Here is a 20,767-nt window from a genome sequence, read left to right as displayed (position 1 = left end):
TATTAATTTTTTAGATAGCTAATCTTATTTTAGCAAATCCAGAGCTTTTTGCAATTGTAAATCACTATAAGGGTTATTTTCTACAATGTAATCAGGAGTAATGCCAACATCTTCTATAGAGTTTCTTTTGGCGGTTAACCATTCAAAGATAGTGTACTTGAGGGCGCTGCCATCAGCAAAATTTTGTAAACTCTGACCAGTACCTTTACCAAAAGTAAGCTGACCCACCAATTGAGCTCGGCCATTTTCCTGTAAAGCGGAGCTAAATATTTCTGCCGCTGAGGCAGTGCCGCCATTGACCAAAATTACAGTTGGTATATCTATTTCTTTGTCTATACGTGAAGTATATTGATAACTTATATTTGGAAATTCTTCAAAAAATATTGGTACACCTTCAGGCAAAAAGTAATCGGCTATATTTACCGAGGGGTCAGTGTAACCACCTGGGTTATTTCGCAAGTCAATAATAATTCCACGAGTATCATCTTTGATAAAATTATTTTTGATGTTGTCAAATTCAGACTTAGTGTTTAGCGAAAACATATTTATCTTTATATAGGCAATATTATTGTTTAACATTTTTGCGCTCACATTTTGAACTTGTATTTTTTCCCGGGTAATAGTCAAATCAAAATATTTGTTTTCACTTGGTCTATAAACATTAAGAGTTACTTCAGTGCCGGCGGGACCTTTGATAAGTTCGGTGGCATCTTCTAATAAGTATCCACTGATATCTACACCATCTACAAATAGAACTTGATCGTCAGGCAACAGCCCAACTCTTTGAGCTGGTGAGCCCTCTAAGGGGCTAATAATAGTAAATAGGCCATTTATGGTGTCAACCATAGCGCCAATACCCTCTACCTGGCCTTCTAGTCTTTCTTTAAATTGAGTATTTTTATTGGGTGTATAAAATGTGGTATATTGATCGCCCAGAGAGTCGGACATGCCTTTTAGTGAGCCATAAAAAAGATCCAAATCTTTTACTTTATCAGGTTTGAAAAAATTATTTTTTAGGGTTTCTTTGACAGTGTTATACATGCCAAAATTAATATCAAAGTCTGAGTTTAAATCAAATTCAGGATCTTTGGTAATTGGTATAGCATTGAGTTTGACTGTCGAAATATCTAAAGCTAATTTTTGGATAGTAGCAAAGCCATCTTTACCATTTTGTAAATAGTATTTTTTTAAATCTATAGGATTGATATACCAAGCTTCACCCTTTTCATCAACTTGAATAAGTATTTCACCTCTATTGTCATAGGCCTTGTTGTAGTCAGATGATATTTTATCTAGCTCGATGTTGTGAGTGGCTTCGCCGATTTTTTTGAGTAGTTTGGAGACACTGACACCATCTTTTATTAAATACCTTTCTTGACTAGTGGGCTCAATATACCAATAGCGGTGTTGGAAATTATTGTCCTCTACCAAAAAACTGCCGACATAAGTTTGTTTTATCTCACTGGCATTTGGACCGATAGCAACAGTAACGGCTTTGGCAAATTGTGCAAAGACTATTAGGCCAAAAAAAGATAGTGAAAAAATAAAGACTTTTTGTTTTATTTTAATCATATATTAAAATTAATATTTATAAATTTTTAATTATCAAGATGATTTTTTTCAGTTACCCAAAAACCAAGATATTTGCCAAGCATCAGTCTGGTCTGGGCATCAACAGCTGGGATAGAACCAAAAATTATCATGGTCACCGGAAATATCAGCCACTGGACAAACATCAGTAAATATCTAAAAATTTTTGAACTGATTTTTCTGTCAAAGTTTTTTGGCATGGGCGGCAATATAATAACACTCATAATAGCGATTAGGAAAATACCAATCATACCAAAACGCATAATTTGCTCCAGTACTATTGGGGCATTTTGGGTCAGGACATTAGTCAGGTTTTGCTTTTCAGCTACCCAGAGCGGTAAATAGCCCATAAACATTACAAGGATTGGTACTGTTGCCCAAGAATATATTCCTTCAGTTTGATTCCACACATATATCCATTTTTTACTGGCGGGTATCATTTTATTTTGTCTAAACCTCCAGACCATATAAGGAAAATGCTCTACTCCGTAGGCCCAGCGACGCATTTGTTTATATTGATTTATCAAACTGCGTTTTATCTGGCCAACATAGACTGTATTCATAGAAACTGGTATATGCATAGGCTCTACTTTGTAGTCACCATTATATTTTATCAAGCACTGCAAAAATATACGCGAGTCTTCCGTGACAATATTGTTTTGCCAAAATCCGATATCTACTAGTGCTTGCCAGCTCATAGAGTGAGAAGAAAAAGTAAAAAGTCTGTCAGGACGAGCTAGATCTGTCAGCAACCAAAAAGTAGTGGAGTTGGCTACCACCCGAGTGATAATATCAGACTGCCAGACGTTGTTGTGATAAAAAGCCATAGGCTGGAAACTGACTTTATAAGGGTTTTTGTGGGCTAGAAATTTATGGGTCAAATAAGCAAAATAATCCGGATGAGAAATAGTATCAATGTCAAAAGTAGAAACAATTAACTTTTTATAATCAAATCCCTGATCATCAATATATTTTTTGGTTTCATATCCAGCATAATATAAATTGGATCCCTTGCCTTTTATCTCCCCTTCTACATTGTCAGGGTGGATAGTGACAAGTATTTTGTGAAAATTTTCAGAATATTTTTGGATTATTTGGTCAGCAATTATTCTAAATTGGTTTTCATATCTTTCTTCTCCGGCTAAGACAATAATCATTTTTTTATGGTCATATTTTGTCTTGTTGACCAAGTTGTCAAAAGTAGTATCTACTATTTCAAAAGGCTCACCGGCTGTCGGCAGAAATATAATATGATAATACTCGGGCCAGTGTTTGTGGGTGGTTTGTAAAAATTTCCACCAGTCAGTCCTGATTGCCTGGCGATATTTGAACCAGCTCATCAGCAAAAATATCAGCATATAAAGGACTCTCAAGACAAAGTAGACATCAAAAACAATAATAAAATAAATAGCCTTGAGCGGTGCTAGAAAAGACAGGGATATAGCAACTATAAAAGTTGTCCAAACCAAAAAGCCTGGTAATATTTCTAAGGCGCGGTATTTATAATAATCCTGATATTTTTTATTCATATTTGTAATTTTTGGCTTCTATACCCACGGCTTGAGAAATATGTTTAAAGTTATTTTTAGCCAAGAGCTTATCCAGGCCCAAATTTATATTTCGGATTGTAGTTGGCCCTCCGTAGATAAATCCGGTAGCTACTTGCAGGAGCGAAGCGCCGGCTTTTATTTTGGTATAAGCATCTTGAGCATCAAAAATCCCGCCAGTGCCGATTATTTTAAATTTATTTTCGCAGTTTTGGTAAAGATAGGCAATTATCTTATCGGCCTTTTGCTGAATAGGAAGACCAGAGACGCTGCCCGGCTTGGACTGATTTGGTGATTTCAAAGTAAGTTGGCTTTTATCTTTGGAAAGATTAGTAGCTACTATAGCATCAATTTTATATTTTTTAACCAGACTTATAATTCCGTCAAGTTCATCTTTGTTTAGGTCAATGCCAATTTTTATCCAGATTGGTTTTTTATGGGTATTTATTTTGGTGATTTTTGTCAAAATTGGTTCCAAGAGTTCGGGCTTTTGTAAGCCACCAAAATTTTTGACATTTGGACAGCTCAGATTGATAGTAATTATATCAGCATATTTCCCCAGGATATTAAATGATTTTTCATAATCTTGGGCTGCTTGTTCCATAGGCGTGTCATTGCTTTTGGCAATACTAATTGACCATAGTCCTCTACTCTTTTTGACATTAGCCAAAATCTCGGCTGATTTTTTGGCTCCCAAATTTGATAAGCCATAATTTATAACTAGACCTTTATCCTGTTTTAGACGCCATAGTCTGGGTTTAGGATTGCCTTTTTGGGGCATATAAGTAATGGAACCGAGTTGGCACCAAGCAAAACCAAAACTAGACCAGGTACGCGGGGCCTTGATATTTTTGTCCATTCCAGCTGGTAGCCCTATAGGAGTACGGAAATACAAACCAAATAATTTTTGTCTCAAACGCGGTGTGGTCGTACCTAAGACATGGAATAAAATATTATTTAAAAAATTTACTTTATTATAAATTGACAGATAAAAAAGCGCCAAATCATGAGCAAACTCAGCTGGGGTCAAAAATAGTATTGGTCTGATTATTTTTTTGTAAATCATATTAGCTGTTTACCATTTTCATGATAGGCAATTGTTTTGTTTTTTATAGCTTTACTACAGGCGTTCAATTTACTGCCCATTGTTAGGCTGAGTAATTTTTTGGCACTATTTATATTGACAAATTTAAAATCTAATAATTCACTATAGGGAAGTTTTATTTTGTTTATTTGTTTGGTTGATAACCTGCCGCCATAAAACAGAAAAAATAAAGCTTCATTTTTGTAGATATCAAATTTTTTGTATTCTACGGATATTAATCTCAAATTTTTGACAGTTAAGTCTAACTCTTCTTTTGTTTCTCTAATGGCAGCGGTCAGGGGTGATTCATTTTTGTCTACAGTGCCACCTACCAGAACCCAATGATCTTTATAAGTTGGTTTTACAAGTAAGAGTTTGTCTTGGCTATCAAAAAATAAAGTACCAACAGATATTCTCTTCTTATCCAAAGAGTTATAGTATTTTTTATTTTGCTGGTAAGTATATTTTTTCATATTTATATATATTCTTTTATACCCACAAATTGATAACCTTGTCTTTGACTGTCTTCAATGTACCTTTTGATCATCTTCAGAGTTTGTTCTGGAGGATATACTTCTCCATTTTCAATATCTACTTCGTCTTTGCTCAAAGGTATGCCTTGATCAGTCATAGCCCCGATGTGAAAGAGCCTGATTTTGCCGTGGCCATTATTTTTTAGAGCTCGGGAGAGTAATTTTTTGGAGTCTATTTTTTTACTTGGCGGTATAAACAAAACATCGTATGGATCGGCATGTATGATATCCAGATTCATAGCTTGGAATTCACGCAGACTATCGACAGTCGCATGCACTCCGGCCATTCTACTTAGTTTTGGTTCTTGACCACTAACTTTGGTTATTAGGTCTTTGGTTTTTTTGACATCCCCCAAATCTTGTCTGGGACCGATAAATCTTTTGGCGTATTCACGCGGATTTTTCATGGCCTCAGGCGTTGGTAGACCTTCTTGCGACCATTCATGTACTCCTATTTCATGGCCTTCATCAACAATTCTTTTGACAATATTTTCTCTGGCTGGTATTTGTGAACCAACAAGAAAGAAAGTAGCTTTGATATTTTTTTCTTTTAAAATATCTAGGAGCTCTTCTGTTTCTTCGTTTGGACCATCATCAAAGGTAAGGGACATAGCTTTTTGACCGGCCTGCTCAATATCGTGTAATTTTTCCGGATTTAATTTCCAGTGTATTCTTTCTCCTTTTAGCCATTCAGGCAGTGCGCTCCTCTCCAGAAACCAGCTGATTTTTTTTACCAGAGCGCCCAGACCTAGAGCTTTGAGCATCTTCAGTCTATCTTGGCTTGCTTCAAATTTGCCGGGCTTACCTAGAATAGCTTTTATGGTATCAGGATCAAGTTTGAAAAGATTACTGATTTGTATCTGATTATTTTTCGGTGAGTAGACAATATCCTCTTTGAATGTTTTTGGATCAATAGTTTCGAAATCTTCCCAGCCTTCAGGAAAGTCTATATTATTGTCCTGTAAAAAAGCTAATATTTTTTCCTGGATAGCAAGTAGTTTTTCTATCAGCTCTTGGGAAAATTCATTGGAGTTTAGCTCATTTATTTTTTTGTAGCTGCTGTCATTTTGATTTTCAAAATGTTGAATTACATAAAATGACCGACCGGCTTGTGTTGTATCTGACGGCATACCTTCAACAAAAAATGTTTTTGGCAATAAATTTTCAAGTTGAGCCTGCATTGATTCATAAAATCTTTTTAATTCCACAAAGCTTTGATGGTTTCTGCCTTCGGCGTTAAAATATTCGGTGATAATATTTTGGGAATCTGAAAATTCTTTTTGTTCCGTCTCTAAAACGTCGCTAGTTTTGTCAGGCGTCCCTAAATTATGTAAACTAAAATCAGGATCTTGTTTGATGCTATTGAGCTCCCCTCTAAATGGATGTTGTATTTCGCTGTTATTTTCAAAACTCATATTTATATATTTTCTAAAGTATAAGTATCTATTGCCGGCTCTTCATAAGGATGAACTGATTTAATGGCTTGGATCACATCTCTAGCTTTATCATAAGTACAAATTACCTCAATCCGCTCCTCCTCTACTTCTTCCAATTTATCAATTTGCCCTATGGCAGGTTTAGCATTTTTTAGAGGCTTAAATCTGCCAATGCCACTGCTAGAAAAACTGGTATGACTATAATTACCAATTTGACCGGCGCCAGCATTGGCCATAGCCTCTCTTATTTTATCAGTCGAGCCAATGGGTGTAAAAACTATTATTTTGACATTTTTAGGCATTTTTATATTGACAAATTTTATTATTTATAATAATACTATACTGTTAGTAACCATTGGTCAGTTAACCAAGGAAAAAGAGGTGAATCATGCGCTGTAATTACTGTCTTTGGTCTGATGACAAACATCATGATGCTTGCCCAGCAGTCCTGCTGACTGGTAAAGAACGTTGGGACTCTGGTTGGAACGACGGTCGCGATGGTCTACATAAGGCCTCACAAGATTTGACCTACCTGTTGGGTTACAAAGTTGGTGAGATTGCCAAGGAAGAAGCCAAAAATGGCCATCCCAAGTAGTAATTTCTTAACTGATGTGTACATTGCATTAGCATTCGGTGCCTTGCCGTTTGGTGGGGCACTCTTTTTTTATTTTAATTTACGCTCATAATAGTTTTTATTTACCGTGACATTTTTTATACTTTTTACCACTACCGCAAGGGCAAGGGTCATTGCGCCCGACTTTTTGGCCTTCATCATCACGAGGTTTGGAAGTTTTGAGGGGTCCCTGCTTATCCCTATTTTGGACTTGTTTGGCATAAGCACTGTAGCCGGATTTTTGCTCATCAAAATTCTTTTGAGCTTCACCTGGTCTAGTTTTAGCAAACGAGCTTCTGGCTAAATTTATTTTGTAAATTGAATAAACAATTTGTTTGCGGATTGAATCAAGTAGGTTATTAAATAAGTTAAAAGCTTCACGTTTGTATTCTACTAAAGGATCACGCTGTCCATAGCCTTGTAGGCCAATGCCCGTACGCAACTTGTCCATAGCCGTCAAGTGTTCTACCCACAAGCTATCAATGCTGCGTAGCACTATACCGCGTTCTATCAGCTGCATAGCTGTCCAGGTGTCATCTGTCATTTCTACATTTTGATTGATGGTGTCAGTCAGGTTTAGATATTTTTCTTTAGCAATATTCTGGATATATTCAATCAGTTTGTCGCGAGTTTCATGAGAATGGTCTTTTTTATTTGATTCCAAAAGTTCTCTTATTTTATTTTCTTCAGTACTTTCGATTTTAAATATTGAATTGAGTGTTTCCAAAATTTCTTTGGGATCAAAATCGCCGTTGTTTTTTTCGGCCAAAGTATGGAAGGAAACAACACTTTCAATTTCTTTGTTTATATAGTCTAAAACAATATCTTGCGAAGTAGTTTTATTTTTGTGTTCTTTGTCAGAAAATATTTCCAGTAGCTCCTGACGGGATCGATAGACAACTTGACGGTGTTTGTTTATTACGTCATCATATTCTACCAAATGTTTTCTAATATCAAAGTTGTGACCCTCTACTTTTTTTTGGGCAGATTCAATAGAACCAGAGATCATTTTATTTTCTATCGGGGTATCTTCGGCAATACCAAGTCTGTCCATGATAGATTTCATTCTATCCGAGCCAAAGATACGCATCAGATCATCTTCCATAGAAATATAAAACTGGGATGATCCTGGATCACCCTGACGTCCGGCTCGTCCTCTGAGCTGATTATCAATTCGGCGTGATTCATGTCGCTCGGTACCCAAGACATGTAGACCACCTAGGGATTTTATTTCTTCATATTTGCTCTGGTTGTAAGGAGTACCACCGAGTATAATATCCACTCCGCGTCCGGCCATATTGGTGGCTACTGTGACCGCTCCTTTGCGACCAGCCTGAGCAATTATCTCGGCCTCTCTTTCGTGGAATTTTGCATTTAAGAGTTCGTATGGTATGCCAGCTTTATTTAAAAGTTCAGATAATTCTTCATTTTTTTCAATAGAAATTGTACCGACTAGAACTGGTTGTCCTTTTTCATGGCATTCTTTTATTTCTCTGACAATTGCTTTTAGTTTGCCGCGACGACTTTTGTAAATTCTGTCACCCATGTCATTTCTAGCAAATGGACGGTTTGTTGGTACAACAGTTACGTCCATGTGATATATTTTGGCCATTTCCTCTGCTTCAGTAGCGGCAGTTCCCGTCATGCCAGATAGCTTGTCATACATCCTAAAATAATTTTGAAATGTAATAGTGGCTAGTGTCATACTTTCACGTTGTACCTCCACTCCTTCTTTGGCTTCAATGGCCTGGTGTAGACCTTCGCTATAGCGACGGCCGGGCATCATGCGTCCGGTAAATTCATCAATAATTATAACTTCATTGTCTTTGACTACATAGTCTCTATCTTTTACAAATAAGGTTTTGGCTTTCAAAGCAGATTCTATATGGTGGACAGTTTCCAGTCCGTGAGTTTCGTAAATATTGTCTACTCCTAGGATTTTTTCCATTTTTCTGATGCCTTCTTCAGTCAAAGTGGCAGCTTTCATTTTTTCATCAATATTGTAATCCTCATTTTCAATAAGACTAGCAACCATTTGGGCAAATTGTTGATATTTACCGGTAGAGCTTTCAGCTGGAGCAGAAATAATCAGTGGAGTTCTAGCTTCATCAATCAAAATACTATCTACTTCATCTACTATGGCGTAGTGCAGGCCGCGTTGGACTTGCTTTTCTCGGTCCTGAGCCATATTATCGCGCAGGTAATCAAAACCAAATTCATTGTTGGTGCCATAGGTAATATCGGCTTGATAGGCTTCTTTTCTGGTGACTGGTCTCAAATAATCCATTACTACCTTGACACCCTGATCACGAGTTTTATCATCTTCTTCTGATTTGGGACTAGGGTCATAAATAAATGATGAATCGTGTCCTATCACACCGACCGACAGTCCCAAAAAATTAAAAATCTGGGCCATCCAAACCGCATCACGCTTGGCTAGATAATCATTGACAGTAATAACATGGACTCCTTTCTCCTCTAGAGCATTTAAGTATATTGGCAAAGTAGAAGTCAGGGTTTTACCTTCGCCGGTTTTCATTTCGGCTATTTGGCCTTGATGCAATACTATACCACCTAAAAGTTGGACATCATAAGGCTTTTGGTTGAGGGTTTTTTGGGCGGCTACTTTTACCAAAGCAAAAGCCGGTGTCAATACATCATCTAGCTTGGCGCCGTCTTTGATTTGTTTTTTAAGTTCTAGACTTTTTTCCTTTAGCTCATGATCAGATAAGCTCAGGAAGTCATTTTCTAGATTATTGATTTTATCTATTTGCGGTCTTAGGCTTTTGAGAAATTTCTCATTGGCATCCCCAAACAATTTGTCTAAAAATTTCATATTTATACTGAGTTAGGCCAAGTATTATTGGTGATTTTTATTCCAGAATTTTAATGATTTAAAGTAACGGGTGGTTTTTCTAAGACGTGAGACTTTTTTTTCTTTGCTTTTTACAATTTGTCTAGCCATTTTGTCTTGGACAATATCTACAGCTCTTCGGGCATCACTGTCAGTTTCTTTGACTATAATATTTTTTTGTCCAGGCATAGAAGCTATCACCTCTACTGAATATACTTCACCTTTTTTGTGGTGAGTATCACGACCTAGGTATACTTGAAAACTAATAATATTTTCTTGGTATTTTTCTAGAGCAGAAATTTTTTCTTCTAAATATTGTTGAAATGCTTGGGTTAGATCAAAATTTTGATTATGAATTTGAATCTTCATATTCCTCCTCTCCTCGTCTATCCATGATTTTTTTTACAATCAAGACGATAATTAATATTAAGGCGCCACCGGCCAACATTAAAAATGTTTTATCTTTCCAAAATGGCACTGCTTCAGCAACTGGGGTCGCTTCTTGAGCCGAGGCAGATTGAGCTAGTAGCAATAAAAATAAAATTTTTAATTTGTTCATAGTTTTTATTTTTTAATTTTTTATAAAATTAATTTAAAATTGCTTTGATACGCCTGACTCCAGCCGATGATGATTCTTCTTTGTTTATTTTGAAACCGCCCAATTCTTCAGTGTTGTCTACGTGTGGGCCACCGCATATTTCTTTGGAAAAGTCACCCATAAAATAAACCTTTACTTTATCGCCATATTTGTGTTCAAATACTCCGGTAGCCCCTATTTTTTTGGCTTCAGCTACACTCATTTCTTCAAAATGGACAGGTAGCTTTCTTTTTATTTGTTCATTGACTATGTCCTCTACTTGTTTTTTTTGCTCGTCAGTCATTTTGTCAGGATGGGAAAAATCAAAGCGTATTCTATCTTCATTGATGTTACTGCCTTTTTGCTGGACATGGTCGCCTAGTACTCGGCGTAAAGCTTCAAGCATCAAGTGAGCAGCAGTGTGATGACGTTTGGTATTGTGGCTGTCATCAGCCAAGCCGCCTTTAAACATGCCAGCAGAAGCTGTGCGTGATAATTCTTGGTGTCTTTTAAATTCGGTCTCAAATTCTTCTTTGTTTATTTGAATATTATTTTCTTTGGCCAATTCTTCAGTCATTTCCAAGGGAAAGCCATAAGTAGAAAATAGGACAAAAGCTGTTTTGCCATCAATATTTTTTTGTTTGTCAAATTCACGTAAACCCTTGTCTAAGGTATTACGAAATTTATTTTCTTCTTTGGCAAGCTCAGTAATTATAAATTCTTTATTTTGAGATAACTCAGGATAAGAATTTTGATAATTTTCAATTACTACTTCCGCTAATTTTTGAGAAAAATTATCTTCAATACCTATTTTTTTGCCAAGCCTAATAGCTCGTCTTATCAAACGTCTTAAAACATAGCCTTGGTCTTTGTTTGATGGACTAATTCCTTTGGGATCGCCTAGCAAAAATACAGCCGAGCGAATATGATCGGCAATTATTCTAAAACTCCTCTTGTCATCGGCGTATTTTTTACCAGATATATTTTCAAGTTGTTTGATTATAGGCTGAAAAAGTTCTGTTTCGTAATTATCATTTAAGCCGTTTATTACTGCCAAGGTTCTTTCTAGACCCATACCGGTGTCTATATTTTTTTGAGCTAGTTTTTCAAACTGACCATCAGCAGTTTTATTGTACTCCATCAATACATCATTCCAAATTTCCACCCAGCCTTTTTCTGATTCGTGAAATTCTGTAGGAGCATCTCCTGGGCCTGTCCAATAAAACATTTCAGTATCTGGTCCACAAGGTCCTGTTGTGCCAGCTGGTCCCCACCAATTGGCTGGAACCTTATCAATCATTTTTGGATCAACGCCAATCTCAATCCAGTATTTTTCTGATTCTTGGTCATAATCTTTTATTTCATCATTACCACCAAAAATTGATATGCCAATTTTTTTTGGGTCAAGTTTTAGAACTTTAGTCAAAAATTCCCAGGAATATTCTATGGCTTCTTTTTTAAAATAATCACCCAGTGACCAATTGCCAAGCATTTCAAAAAAAGTATGATGAGTAGCATCGCCTACTTCATCAATGTCTCCAGTTCTCAAGCATTTTTGAACATTAGCCAGTCGTTTACCTTCAGGATGTTTTTCACCCATCAGATAGGGCACCAAGGGGTGCATGCCAGCAGTAGTAAAAAGCACAGTTGGATCATTGTCTGGAACAAGTGAAGCAGAATCAATTATTTCATGGTTCTTACTTTCAAAATATTGGAAAAAATTGTCTTTTAATTGTTTGACTGTCATAGCAAAATTTAGTTTAAAAAACCATTATTTTCTAATGGTAAATCATTTTAAATTCTACTAAATTTAGGCCTAAAAGTCAACCCAGTTAAATGCCAAAAATTGGCAATTTTGCTAGCAAAATTATTTAACTGGGTCAATATTTAAAATTTGACAAATTGTACTGTTTTTGTTATATTTCTTTGTTGTTTATTGTCCTTATTCACCAAACCCTGAAGGGAGTCATAATGAAAGTCGTAGTGGCCGGAAATTTGATGGAAAAGCACACTCAAGTCTGTGCTCAGCTGGCTCTGCTTGATGATAATCTGGAGATTGTTATTTGTTGCGATGCTGACTGTACCAGAGCCTATATTGCTCATCATGCGGTGGACATGCTGTTTGTCACTCACGTTGATGGTTTTGCAGACCTACCTTTTTTGGCTATTAGGGCTGGTGTGCCCAGTGTGATAGTCCTGACCAATGGATTTTTCAGGCGTGAGTACACAGCGATTGCGGATCATTTTCCGCTAGGCTGTCTGCCAGATTCTGGTAACCAAGTACATTTTTTACGCATTCACACTGAGCCACACGTCTGTAATTGGCGTGAACTCTTTTATCAGGCCCAGATTGCCAGCGCTCACTAGTGCTGTAGTGAACCACCTCTATTGGGAAAGCTCAACAGAGGTGGTTTTAAATTTATAAATAAAAAAAGGCCCGGCCGAGCCCTTCAGTGAGATTGCCACCTGTTATAGGTCGCAATGTGCATGGAAAAGGCCCCGGCCGGGGTATTGGGTGGGTGCGTTCAGGTTTCCGCTCAGATCAGCTCCGCTCGGTTGAGCACTGTGGTCTATTTGACCTGATACGCACCCATCTAGTGGGGTGCCGCCGGCGGGTGGAGAGATGAACCTCCAACGATTTTCCGGAAAGAAGATTAGAATCCGGTTGTCGTTAGGTGCGTGGCGGTCCACTTGAGGCCCGCCGGCGGGCTTTTATATTGAAAAGATGTACAAATATTATGATATTATAGTCTAAAATATCTATTTTGTCAAGGATATGAAAAGACTCGCCAATGATTGACGAGTCGTGAGGTCGAAGGGGGTCGCACAAGGCAAGTCCATGCCGGCCGGCATGTGGTTGTGATATTTGCTGCCAGGATTGACAGCATACTAGCACAAGTGCGACCCCACATTGGTGGGCTCGTTCAACGCTTACGAAATCCTTGAACACCAGAGGGTTTGCCATCCTTGGCAGTGATTTGTATTGGCGCAGAAGGAGCCCATCTTTTTTTGTTAAAGCTTGTACGAGCTTGATAATATAATTGTAGAATATAAATAAATTAATTGTCAAGTTTTGATTTGACTTTTTAAGCTTCTTGAGGTATATATAGTACAAAATTTAGTACATAACACGTCAAAACTCTCAGCACTTTAAGGAGGTGCACCATGAGTAGCCTACTCTCGTCTAGGCAGTATGATGCTAGTCATTATTATGCACAGAGCTATGAAGCTTTTGTGCCTGAAAGTGACTTGTATCGCATTGCTTTGGCCTACCGGATTGCCAGTTTTGTCCATCGGGGCAAAACTCGTTGCGACAAGAAGACACCTTTTTTCCATCATGTCTTGGCAGTGACCGACATCAGAGTCAATGATATTGGCTTGCGGTGGACTCCCCTGAACCAACGGGTTGACGCCATTGTCAGTTGCCTTTTGCATGATGCTCGTGAAGAATGTCCAGATCTTGTTACCGAAAAATTTGTGACCATGGTTTTTGGCCAGGCGGTCAACAATATTCTTAATTTGGTAACCAAAACCCCTGGTTACAAAAGGGAGGTCTACTACAATAGTCTAATGGCCTGTTTGGATCCGGAACCAGTCACAGTTAAGCTGTGTGACAACCTGCACAATAGTCGCACTTTGGGTATGTGTCCGGAAAATTTTCAGCTCCGGCAAATCATGGAGACCGATCTGCACTACGTTCCTTTGGCCAATCATCTGATTAGCCTCTTGCCAGAAGACCGTAAATGGATTGGCTATTATCTCCTGGAAAGTCTGGAAGCGGTTTGCCGCTCCTACAAACGGGAGTATGGACCCCATGTTTTCCCCTAACGGGATGGCACAACCCGCCTAGCGCATGCTAGGCGGGTTTTCTCTGAAAATTTATATTTTGAGTATTGACCTAATGATAAGATATTAGTATTATTATAATAATCTTTGTTCTATCATCCACCACCACCGCAGAAAAAGGAGCTTGTAAGATGCCACACTACTATTGTAGGCATTGCAGTCACTGGGTGTGGCTAATCAACGAAACTTGCAGCAATTGTCTTTTAGCACCAAAGGTTGGTTGGTTGGCTTATCCAATAGCTACCAGAATTCCTCGTTTACCGCGTGATCTACGTCTCCTAGTCGAACAGACTGACGCTCAATCTGCTTGAAAGAGCGCTGTTTCCAAGAAATAGCGCTCTTAAGTTTGTGGTAAATATTTTATAAACAATCTTTAGTCTTATATAGATCAAGTGGGCTGGGTGCCTGACCAGCTATTATTTCATTTACTCTATCTTGACCCAATTTTTGTACAAAACAACTCTGCATCTCGGGCGTAATAGATGTAGGCAATTGGCTGACATCAATACCCATATTGTAAAGAGTTTGTTCTTGTTGATCATTCATATATGGATGATCATAATTTGTATTAGTATTTTTATCCACTGGTTTGTAGTCAGGGATATTTTGGCTGAGATAGCTATTTATCAATGAACCAAAAAATTTGTCTCGCAAACCGCCTGGGTTAGCAAAAAATATAGCTAGGGCAACCAAAATTATCAGCAAAATTAAGATTAATAAAGATTGGATGATTTTTTTCATAGTTTTTATAGTTTTATAGCCACTTTTTTTTATAAAATATATATAAAAATAGACTTATTATAAAAGCCGATATCAGTAGAATATAGCTAAAAGCAAAAGGGCTTTCAGCTAGTGGAAGTTTTACATTCATACCGTACAAGCTGGCAATGATTGTTGGTATAGTCATTATGATAGTAAAGGCGGTCAAAAACTGGATGACTTTGTTTAATCTATTGGTAAAGACTATCTGATATGATTCTCGTAAGCTGCGAATGCTTTTTAGATTGACCTGACAGATATCTACTGACTGATGGATGTTGTTTATCATATCATCAAATAAGGCTTCGTCATCTTTGTACATGTCTAGGTAAGTGCCAGTCATAATATTTTCAAAAACATTTCTCATAGGTATCAAAGCTGCAATATACTGATTCAAAATATCTTCATATTTAACCAGAGCACCAATGTCAGAATCTTTTATACTGTCAATGTGTTTTTTTCGGGAAATGACAGCGTTGTTGATTTCTTTTATTCTGACGGTATATAACTGGGCAATTTTGAGAAGTAAAGTTATCAACAATCTAGCTCTTTGAGTAGTAGCTGAGGTCAGACCATCTTTGATGATGGATTTTATAGCTGGGTTTTCTGCCGGAGAAATAGTAATAAAATAACGACTAGTTATGACAAAGGTCATTGATTGGGTATATAAAAAGTCAGATACAGTACTTTGATCCTTTGGAGTCCTGACAAATACTATCAAACTATCTTTATGTCGTTCTATACGAGGCAACTCATTGATGTCCATGCTATCTTGGAGATCTATGATGCCCAATTTTGTCAATTTGGCAATTTTATTAAGATCATTATGATCAGTATTAACCAAATTAAGCCAAGCTCCCTCGCGGATTTTTTTAATTTTAGTAATGCGATTACTGTGAGCAGTTGAATAGTATATTTTTATCATATATACATTATACCAAAAAAATCAATTTATTGAAAAAAACAAAAAAAATGGTATAATTATATTATGTCAAAATATAATAAAAGTCGTGGTTTTACTTTACTGGAATTATTAGTAGTAATTGCTATTATTGGTATTTTGTCTACTTCAGTGGTAGTCAACCTTGGTATCACCAAAAAAAAGGCGCGGGATGCTGAGAGAGTCGCTGAAATAATTCAGATTCAAAAAGCTTTGGATATATTTTATTATGAATATGGCTATTATCCTAATCCGGAGTGTTATGGTCCAGCAGCTACAGTTATATGTAATTCTATTCAAGCTAAGATAAATAATGAATCCTGGATTCCTAACTTATATACTTACATGCCCGAAATAAACATCCCTTATGAACCATTAAATACAGGTGTTGTAGCAAATGACTATACTGGAGAAGCTTATGCTTATATTTTAACTCGCCATGGCTTTAATACTTTGCCAGCATCAGTAAGAAATGAAAAATATAAACAATTCTATTATCTTCTTTATAAGAGAGAAATTGGTCCACAAACAGATGATTGTAATGGCAATAACCTCTATTCAGCTTGGTCATGTGTGGGCGGTGGCAATATACCCGATATGCCCTAAAATATAAAAATTAGATAAAGTAAAGACCGGCTCCGAAGAGTCGGTCTATTTTTTGGGAGAGGCGCCGTTGTGGCGGTTGGTTGTTCGCGGAAAGACCAGTTCTCAAAGACTACCCAAGGGCAGTCACTCGGCTTGGTGAGAACGTTTGAGTCCCCAGCTGAGATTGTAGCAGTTGTCGGTCTTTCGTTGAAACCATTCCAACCATACAGCGCCTCAGTGAATTGTGCAATATATTTTAATATAGTATAAAAATCTAAATATGTCAATATCTATAACAGACCAGAATAAGCCCCACTTATAGTATTTATCATACTTGGCAGCATAAATATCAAGATAATTAGTGGTATTACAAAAAACAATAATGACAAAATCATACTCCAGATAAACATTTTTTTGACAGTCATAGCCAACTTATACATTTGATCAACCTTACTTTGTAAGTCCTCTATTTTTTGTTGTAGTTCTTTTTCCATATTTTTTTAATTATATTATTTATATTATAGCAATAAAATAGGTTCTAGACTACCATTGACAGATTATACAAAATAATATAATATAAATAATTATGAGAATAAATAATCATCAATTTAGCCAATTTTACTTTTGGTTTAGCCACTTATTTGCTAGGCGGTGATTTTTTATTTATATTTTGACTATTTAAAATTAATATAAATAACAGTTCGTCGCCTATCAAAGGCGGCATTTTTGTTCTCTTCAGATGGAGTTAGCAACAGGAGGCTAAACTATGTCTTGCCCCTTCGTCAAAAAACAAAAGGTCAAAAGCAACATCACTGGACGCATTCACGTAGTTACTGGTATTAGGCGTGATCCACCTCGGGAAAGAACCCTGGGTTGGGGCACGGAGATTACCCAGGATGTGTTTATCCAGGTGGATAATCAGCGTGATCGCAACGGTCAACCGCTTTGGCAGGGTTGGGGTTGCTTCAGGGAAGTCTGAGGCATATATAAGCCTCTGGTATTCATCTACCAGGGGCTTTCTTTTATTTAGTGGCTGTTATGACCCATTGACCAGATACATCAGTTTCCATCTTTATTTTTGAAAAATTTTTAAACATTTCAAGTATTTCTTTTTTAGTATAGAAACTATGAATTATTCCCTTTTCTGGCCCAATTAAAGGTGTTACAGTATTTTGGTCTATAATTTTATGTTTTTTGAAGGTCTGCCAGTTTTTAATACATTTTTTATCAGGAATAGTAATGAATGTTTTTCCTCTAGGCAATAGAGATTGATAAATTTCTTTTATTAGTTTATCTACGTCTTTTTTATAGCCATGATTGATAGTTGAAACAGATAATATAAGATCATATTTGTTTTTGATTATTTTCATATTAAACATGTCAGCTTTTTTTATTGTAGCTGATTTGTCACCCAAGATTTTTTTTGTCATTTTTACAGATGTGCTGCTGGCGTCAATTCCATCTGTATTGAAGTCTTTGGAAGCTAAATAAACTAAATATTTACCATAACCACAACCAATATCAAAAGCATATTTTTTTCTAAATTTTGTGTTCTTTAAAAGCTTTTTAAAAGTAGGATTAATCCCATTTATAAAACATTGCGGAATTACCCCGTCATTTATATCTCTCCAATTTTTTCCATTGGAGAAGTATTCTTTGTAAATTTTATCCCAATCAGGCATGATTTTATATAATAATAGCTTATTTTAACAAAAAATAAAATACCTAAGATTTTGTTTTGAAAATTAAACAGCTATCTATATTATATTTTTTAAAGTATAATACTAGCATATTAAATATATATATTATGCGTGTACCAATTAGAAAAGGCGGACAATATACTTTTATGAAATCAGACCCATTTATGACAGCCGAAAAATTAGCTGAACTTAAAGTCAGCTTGGAAAAATTGAAAAAACATATCCAACCAGAGCTGGCCAAAGAGGTAAAAAGACTGGCTCTGATGGGTGATTTTTCTGAAAATGCGGCATATCAGATTGCCAAAGGTAGGCTTCGCTCAACCAACGAAAGGATCAGTAGATTGACCAAACAAATTAGTAGCGCTCAAATAATAGAACCAAATAAAAAAAACCAAGTTGTCCAAATTGGTTCTGTAGTCACTGTAGAAGTAAATACTCAGACCAAAAACTTTCAAATACTCGGTTCCCTAGAAAGTGATCCAGCTAAAGGAGTGATATCACACGTCTCCCCTCTTGGTCAGGAGCTTTTGGGTAAAAAAATTGGCGATATAGTAGAGCTAAAAAGGGAAGATCAAACTATAAAATATAAAATTATAAAAATAAATTGAAAAAGTTTATTTGATTAATTTTATTACTTGACTATCCTCTACCAATAAGCCCTCGCCATCATTTAAAAAATATACCTTATATGGAGACAAAGAGGCGTATTTTTTTATTTCTTTTTCCTGTTCCTGATGTCTATTTAGGTGACAAAATACTTGAAACGGTACAAAACCAAAAGCAGTCAAATCTGTAATGCCATTTTTGTTGAAACGACTAGAGTCTTTCCAATTCATCATATCAGTATCAGGACACATTATGTATGAACCGGCACTAGTGCCAACATATACTTTGCCATCAGCCAAAAATTTTTTCAACGCTTCTTTAAAATTTGATTGTCTTATCTGTTTTAATAAATAATAAGTATTGCCACCCTGCATAAAAATAGCGTCTTTGTCTTTTAAAAATTCCGATATTTCATTGTCTGATTTGCCACTAATATCATACTCATGATAGTCCCAAGTTTTATTGTCTAAGGCCGCTTTGGTACGGACAAGATAACTGTCATCAGGCACGTCATTGCCGGCAGTGGTAATATAGGCCCATTTGACTTGAGATTTATCTTGGCCATTGATTTGAAAGTTAGTGTCTAATACAAAACTAGAATCCGAACCTAAAATTATTGTTTGTTTCATATATTTTATATAATATTTGCACTGGCAATTAATTCTCGGCCTTGGTAGACTGCCAAAATTTGGCCACTAGCTACGCCTTTTTGGCCAGTTTTAAATATAACTTTGTCTTTGTATAGAGTGACGTTTTGGGCAGCTTGACGGTATCTGATTTGAGCCTTGGTTTTTAATGGTAGTTTGTATTCTTTAGCCAGCCAATGAATAGCAGATATCTGGACAGTTTTGGTGAGTAGTTCTTCGTCATCACCTTTGGCCACAATTAGTTGGTTATTTTTTATGTTTTTTTTGGCTACATACCATGGTCCCCCAGCTAGATCCAATCCCCTTCTCTGACCAATGGTAAAATACCAAACGCCAGGGTGAGTTCCTAGCTTATTTCCTTTGGTGTCTACAATGTCCCCTATCTTTGATTTTATTTTTTGTTGCAAAAAAGTCTTAAGATCAATTTTGCCAATAAAGCAAATACCTTGGCTGTCTTTTTTTTCAGCATTAGGTAGTTTGGCTCGTTTGGCAATATGTCTGACTTCTGATTTTATAATATCACCAATTGGGAAAATAGCCTGAGACAGTTGCTCTTGAGTCAGACCGGACAAAAAATATGATTGGTCTTTGTTTGGGTCTTTGCCTCGCAGTAAATGATAGCCATTTTTATCTTCTTTTATTTGAGCGTAATGACCAGTAGCAATTTTATCAAAGCCAAGTTTTTTGGCCTGCTCTAAAAATAATTTAAATTTTATTTCATTATTGCACAGTACATCGGGATTTGGTGTTTGGCCTTTTTGGTAAGTTTTAAAAATATAATCAACTATTTTATCGTGATATTGTTTTTGAAAATCAAAAGTTTGGATGGGGATTTTTAGGTAAGTGGCCACTCTATAAGCCATTAGTCTGTCTTCTTTCCACGGACAATCACCTTTGATATTTACTTTTTCAGAAAAATTTTTCATAAAGGCGGCAGATACATCATAACCTTGTTTTTTTAAAAGATATAAAACAACGGCTGAGTCTACCCCGCCAGATAAGGCTACTAATATTTTGTCTGTTTTTTTGATCATAAACAAAAAAACTATACCATAAGGCCTAGTTTTTTGGCAATCCTTTGCCTCGGTCTTGACTAAAAAATATAGAAAATATATGCTATTACTTAGCTCTTGGTACCCTACAAAACCTTACAAGGAGGTCATAATGGCTCACTTGGACTACTCTGGTACAGTTTGTATTGACCCAGTTGCTTTTCAAGCGACCATCACTCTCAACAACATATCAGCCGAAGGCTTGGTCTTATTTCTAGCCAAGCGTGGCTGGCAAGTAGCTTGGCATGATTTGGATTATGATTGCCAAGTGGAGTGTCCTAGGGTGGTAGTTTCTATCAACCCTAGATACCCTCATCTTCAGGCCAAGCTTGAAGAAATGCTTGCAGACTTCATTGGGCTAAATACCAGCCTTTAGAGGGTGCCCGAGAGGGACAGGC

The 20,767-nt window shown here is 36.5% G+C and carries 23 protein-coding genes; 7 read left to right on the top strand and 16 right to left on the bottom strand.

Features of this window, described 5'->3' with window-relative positions; all coding sequences use genetic code 11:
* Positions 1–24: 24 nt before the first annotated feature.
* From KKH39_03885 to KKH39_03860, 6 genes are read right to left on the bottom strand one after another with little or no spacing between them, the layout of a single operon-like run.
* Positions 25–1,572 (bottom strand): PDZ domain-containing protein, encoded by a 1,548-nt coding sequence (locus tag KKH39_03885; protein ID MBU1203149.1) that lies wholly within the window; start codon positions 1,570–1,572, stop codon positions 25–27.
* A gap of 26 nt (positions 1,573–1,598) precedes the next feature.
* A complete protein-coding gene (locus KKH39_03880) occupies positions 1,599–3,119 on the bottom strand; it encodes a glycosyltransferase family 2 protein (protein ID MBU1203148.1) in 1,521 nt (506 codons plus the stop codon).
* Positions 3,112–4,203, bottom strand: coding sequence for a quinone-dependent dihydroorotate dehydrogenase (locus tag KKH39_03875; protein MBU1203147.1), 1,092 nt, complete (start codon positions 4,201–4,203; stop codon positions 3,112–3,114). Before KKH39_03875 ends, KKH39_03880 begins: the two co-directional genes overlap by 8 nt.
* Positions 4,200–4,694, bottom strand: coding sequence for an NUDIX hydrolase (locus KKH39_03870; protein MBU1203146.1), 495 nt, complete (start codon positions 4,692–4,694; stop codon positions 4,200–4,202). The genes KKH39_03875 and KKH39_03870 overlap by 4 nt, the downstream gene beginning before the upstream one ends.
* A gap of 2 nt (positions 4,695–4,696) precedes the next feature.
* Positions 4,697–6,169, bottom strand: coding sequence for a polysaccharide deacetylase family protein (locus tag KKH39_03865; GenBank protein ID MBU1203145.1), 1,473 nt, complete (start codon positions 6,167–6,169; stop codon positions 4,697–4,699).
* 2 nt (positions 6,170–6,171) lie between these two features.
* Positions 6,172–6,492, bottom strand: a complete 321-nt coding sequence (locus tag KKH39_03860) for a hypothetical protein (GenBank protein ID MBU1203144.1) — start codon at positions 6,490–6,492, stop codon at positions 6,172–6,174.
* A gap of 86 nt (positions 6,493–6,578) precedes the next feature.
* Between KKH39_03860 and KKH39_03855 the strand changes: the two genes are divergently transcribed.
* Positions 6,579–6,785 carry a hypothetical protein gene (locus tag KKH39_03855; GenBank protein ID MBU1203143.1) on the top strand — a complete coding sequence of 69 codons (207 nt, stop codon included), beginning with the start codon at positions 6,579–6,581 and terminating at the stop codon, positions 6,783–6,785.
* 97 nt (positions 6,786–6,882) lie between these two features.
* Here KKH39_03855 and secA read toward each other — a convergent pair whose 3' ends face one another.
* The 4 genes from secA to KKH39_03835 are packed head-to-tail and all read right to left on the bottom strand — an operon-like array spanning position 6,883 to position 11,981.
* Entirely contained in the window at positions 6,883–9,639 is a 2,757-nt protein-coding gene (secA, locus tag KKH39_03850) for a preprotein translocase subunit SecA (protein ID MBU1203142.1), read from the bottom strand.
* Between the two features lie 24 nt (positions 9,640–9,663).
* On the bottom strand, positions 9,664–10,026 hold the full coding sequence (gene raiA / locus KKH39_03845) for a ribosome-associated translation inhibitor RaiA (GenBank protein MBU1203141.1): 363 nt from the start codon (positions 10,024–10,026) through the stop codon (positions 9,664–9,666).
* Positions 10,007–10,216, bottom strand: coding sequence for a hypothetical protein (locus tag KKH39_03840; GenBank protein ID MBU1203140.1), 210 nt, complete (start codon positions 10,214–10,216; stop codon positions 10,007–10,009). Before KKH39_03840 ends, raiA begins: the two co-directional genes overlap by 20 nt.
* A 28-nt stretch (positions 10,217–10,244) precedes the next feature.
* Complete coding sequence (locus KKH39_03835; GenBank protein ID MBU1203139.1) at positions 10,245–11,981, bottom strand: alanine--tRNA ligase; 1,737 nt, start codon at positions 11,979–11,981, stop codon at positions 10,245–10,247.
* 224 nt (positions 11,982–12,205) lie between these two features.
* Between KKH39_03835 and KKH39_03830 the strand changes: the two genes are divergently transcribed.
* Together KKH39_03830 and KKH39_03825 are read left to right on the top strand one after the other, a co-directional pair.
* Positions 12,206–12,601, top strand: coding sequence for a hypothetical protein (locus KKH39_03830; protein ID MBU1203138.1), 396 nt, complete (start codon positions 12,206–12,208; stop codon positions 12,599–12,601).
* Between the two features lie 798 nt (positions 12,602–13,399).
* Entirely contained in the window at positions 13,400–14,062 is a 663-nt protein-coding gene (locus KKH39_03825) for a hypothetical protein (GenBank protein ID MBU1203137.1), read from the top strand.
* Between the two features lie 378 nt (positions 14,063–14,440).
* Here KKH39_03825 and KKH39_03820 read toward each other — a convergent pair whose 3' ends face one another.
* Both KKH39_03820 and KKH39_03815 read right to left on the bottom strand, forming a co-directional pair.
* A complete protein-coding gene (locus KKH39_03820) occupies positions 14,441–14,821 on the bottom strand; it encodes a hypothetical protein (protein ID MBU1203136.1) in 381 nt (126 codons plus the stop codon).
* Between the two features lie 13 nt (positions 14,822–14,834).
* Positions 14,835–15,764 (bottom strand): hypothetical protein, encoded by a 930-nt coding sequence (locus KKH39_03815; GenBank protein ID MBU1203135.1) that lies wholly within the window; start codon positions 15,762–15,764, stop codon positions 14,835–14,837.
* Positions 15,765–15,827: 63 nt separating this feature from the next.
* Here KKH39_03815 and KKH39_03810 point away from each other — a divergent pair, with 63 nt between their 5' ends.
* A complete protein-coding gene (locus tag KKH39_03810) occupies positions 15,828–16,385 on the top strand; it encodes a type II secretion system GspH family protein (protein ID MBU1203134.1) in 558 nt (185 codons plus the stop codon).
* A gap of 269 nt (positions 16,386–16,654) precedes the next feature.
* Here KKH39_03810 and KKH39_03805 read toward each other — a convergent pair whose 3' ends face one another.
* Positions 16,655–16,858 carry a hypothetical protein gene (locus KKH39_03805; GenBank protein MBU1203133.1) on the bottom strand — a complete coding sequence of 68 codons (204 nt, stop codon included), beginning with the start codon at positions 16,856–16,858 and terminating at the stop codon, positions 16,655–16,657.
* Between the two features lie 272 nt (positions 16,859–17,130).
* On the opposite strand from KKH39_03805, the gene KKH39_03800 reads away from it, so the two are divergent.
* Entirely contained in the window at positions 17,131–17,343 is a 213-nt protein-coding gene (locus KKH39_03800) for a hypothetical protein (protein MBU1203132.1), read from the top strand.
* Between the two features lie 43 nt (positions 17,344–17,386).
* Here KKH39_03800 and KKH39_03795 read toward each other — a convergent pair whose 3' ends face one another.
* Complete coding sequence (locus KKH39_03795) at positions 17,387–18,046, bottom strand: class I SAM-dependent methyltransferase (protein MBU1203131.1); 660 nt, start codon at positions 18,044–18,046, stop codon at positions 17,387–17,389.
* A gap of 125 nt (positions 18,047–18,171) precedes the next feature.
* On the opposite strand from KKH39_03795, the gene KKH39_03790 reads away from it, so the two are divergent.
* Positions 18,172–18,672 (top strand): GreA/GreB family elongation factor, encoded by a 501-nt coding sequence (locus KKH39_03790; protein ID MBU1203130.1) that lies wholly within the window; start codon positions 18,172–18,174, stop codon positions 18,670–18,672.
* A 6-nt stretch (positions 18,673–18,678) separates the two neighbouring features.
* Here the strand turns inward: KKH39_03790 and KKH39_03785 are convergent, their stop codons facing one another.
* Positions 18,679–19,299, bottom strand: a complete 621-nt coding sequence (locus KKH39_03785) for a peptidase E (protein ID MBU1203129.1) — start codon at positions 19,297–19,299, stop codon at positions 18,679–18,681.
* A gap of 5 nt (positions 19,300–19,304) precedes the next feature.
* Positions 19,305–20,351, bottom strand: coding sequence for a tRNA 2-thiouridine(34) synthase MnmA (mnmA, locus tag KKH39_03780; protein MBU1203128.1), 1,047 nt, complete (start codon positions 20,349–20,351; stop codon positions 19,305–19,307).
* 130 nt (positions 20,352–20,481) lie between these two features.
* Between mnmA and KKH39_03775 the strand changes: the two genes are divergently transcribed.
* Entirely contained in the window at positions 20,482–20,745 is a 264-nt protein-coding gene (locus KKH39_03775) for a hypothetical protein (GenBank protein MBU1203127.1), read from the top strand.
* Positions 20,746–20,767 lie beyond the last annotated feature (22 nt).

Source organism: Patescibacteria group bacterium (assembly GCA_018819405.1).
GTDB lineage: Bacteria > Patescibacteriota > Patescibacteriia > UBA1558 > GWA2-36-10 > XYD1-37-29.
This window is presented reverse-complemented; position numbering and strand designations above follow the sequence as displayed.

Excerpts from the sequence above, each read along its gene's own strand:
- KKH39_03885 (MBU1203149.1), bottom strand. The coding sequence starts at position 1,572 with ATGATTAAAATAAAACAAAAAGTCTTTATTTTTTCACTATCTTTTTTT.
- KKH39_03880 (MBU1203148.1), bottom strand. The coding sequence starts at position 3,119 with ATGAATAAAAAATATCAGGATTATTATAAATACCGCGCCTTAGAAATA.
- KKH39_03875 (MBU1203147.1), bottom strand. The coding sequence starts at position 4,203 with ATGATTTACAAAAAAATAATCAGACCAATACTATTTTTGACCCCAGCT.
- KKH39_03870 (MBU1203146.1), bottom strand. The coding sequence starts at position 4,694 with ATGAAAAAATATACTTACCAGCAAAATAAAAAATACTATAACTCTTTG.
- KKH39_03865 (MBU1203145.1), bottom strand. The coding sequence starts at position 6,169 with ATGAGTTTTGAAAATAACAGCGAAATACAACATCCATTTAGAGGGGAG.
- KKH39_03860 (MBU1203144.1), bottom strand. The coding sequence starts at position 6,492 with ATGCCTAAAAATGTCAAAATAATAGTTTTTACACCCATTGGCTCGACT.
- KKH39_03855 (MBU1203143.1), top strand. The coding sequence starts at position 6,579 with ATGCGCTGTAATTACTGTCTTTGGTCTGATGACAAACATCATGATGCT.
- secA (MBU1203142.1), bottom strand. The coding sequence starts at position 9,639 with ATGAAATTTTTAGACAAATTGTTTGGGGATGCCAATGAGAAATTTCTC.
- raiA (MBU1203141.1), bottom strand. The coding sequence starts at position 10,026 with ATGAAGATTCAAATTCATAATCAAAATTTTGATCTAACCCAAGCATTT.
- KKH39_03840 (MBU1203140.1), bottom strand. The coding sequence starts at position 10,216 with ATGAACAAATTAAAAATTTTATTTTTATTGCTACTAGCTCAATCTGCC.
- KKH39_03835 (MBU1203139.1), bottom strand. The coding sequence starts at position 11,981 with ATGACAGTCAAACAATTAAAAGACAATTTTTTCCAATATTTTGAAAGT.
- KKH39_03830 (MBU1203138.1), top strand. The coding sequence starts at position 12,206 with ATGAAAGTCGTAGTGGCCGGAAATTTGATGGAAAAGCACACTCAAGTC.
- KKH39_03825 (MBU1203137.1), top strand. The coding sequence starts at position 13,400 with ATGAGTAGCCTACTCTCGTCTAGGCAGTATGATGCTAGTCATTATTAT.
- KKH39_03820 (MBU1203136.1), bottom strand. The coding sequence starts at position 14,821 with ATGAAAAAAATCATCCAATCTTTATTAATCTTAATTTTGCTGATAATT.
- KKH39_03815 (MBU1203135.1), bottom strand. The coding sequence starts at position 15,764 with ATGATAAAAATATACTATTCAACTGCTCACAGTAATCGCATTACTAAA.
- KKH39_03810 (MBU1203134.1), top strand. The coding sequence starts at position 15,828 with ATGTCAAAATATAATAAAAGTCGTGGTTTTACTTTACTGGAATTATTA.
- KKH39_03805 (MBU1203133.1), bottom strand. The coding sequence starts at position 16,858 with ATGGAAAAAGAACTACAACAAAAAATAGAGGACTTACAAAGTAAGGTT.
- KKH39_03800 (MBU1203132.1), top strand. The coding sequence starts at position 17,131 with ATGTCTTGCCCCTTCGTCAAAAAACAAAAGGTCAAAAGCAACATCACT.
- KKH39_03795 (MBU1203131.1), bottom strand. The coding sequence starts at position 18,046 with ATGCCTGATTGGGATAAAATTTACAAAGAATACTTCTCCAATGGAAAA.
- KKH39_03790 (MBU1203130.1), top strand. The coding sequence starts at position 18,172 with ATGCGTGTACCAATTAGAAAAGGCGGACAATATACTTTTATGAAATCA.
- KKH39_03785 (MBU1203129.1), bottom strand. The coding sequence starts at position 19,299 with ATGAAACAAACAATAATTTTAGGTTCGGATTCTAGTTTTGTATTAGAC.
- mnmA (MBU1203128.1), bottom strand. The coding sequence starts at position 20,351 with ATGATCAAAAAAACAGACAAAATATTAGTAGCCTTATCTGGCGGGGTA.
- KKH39_03775 (MBU1203127.1), top strand. The coding sequence starts at position 20,482 with ATGGCTCACTTGGACTACTCTGGTACAGTTTGTATTGACCCAGTTGCT.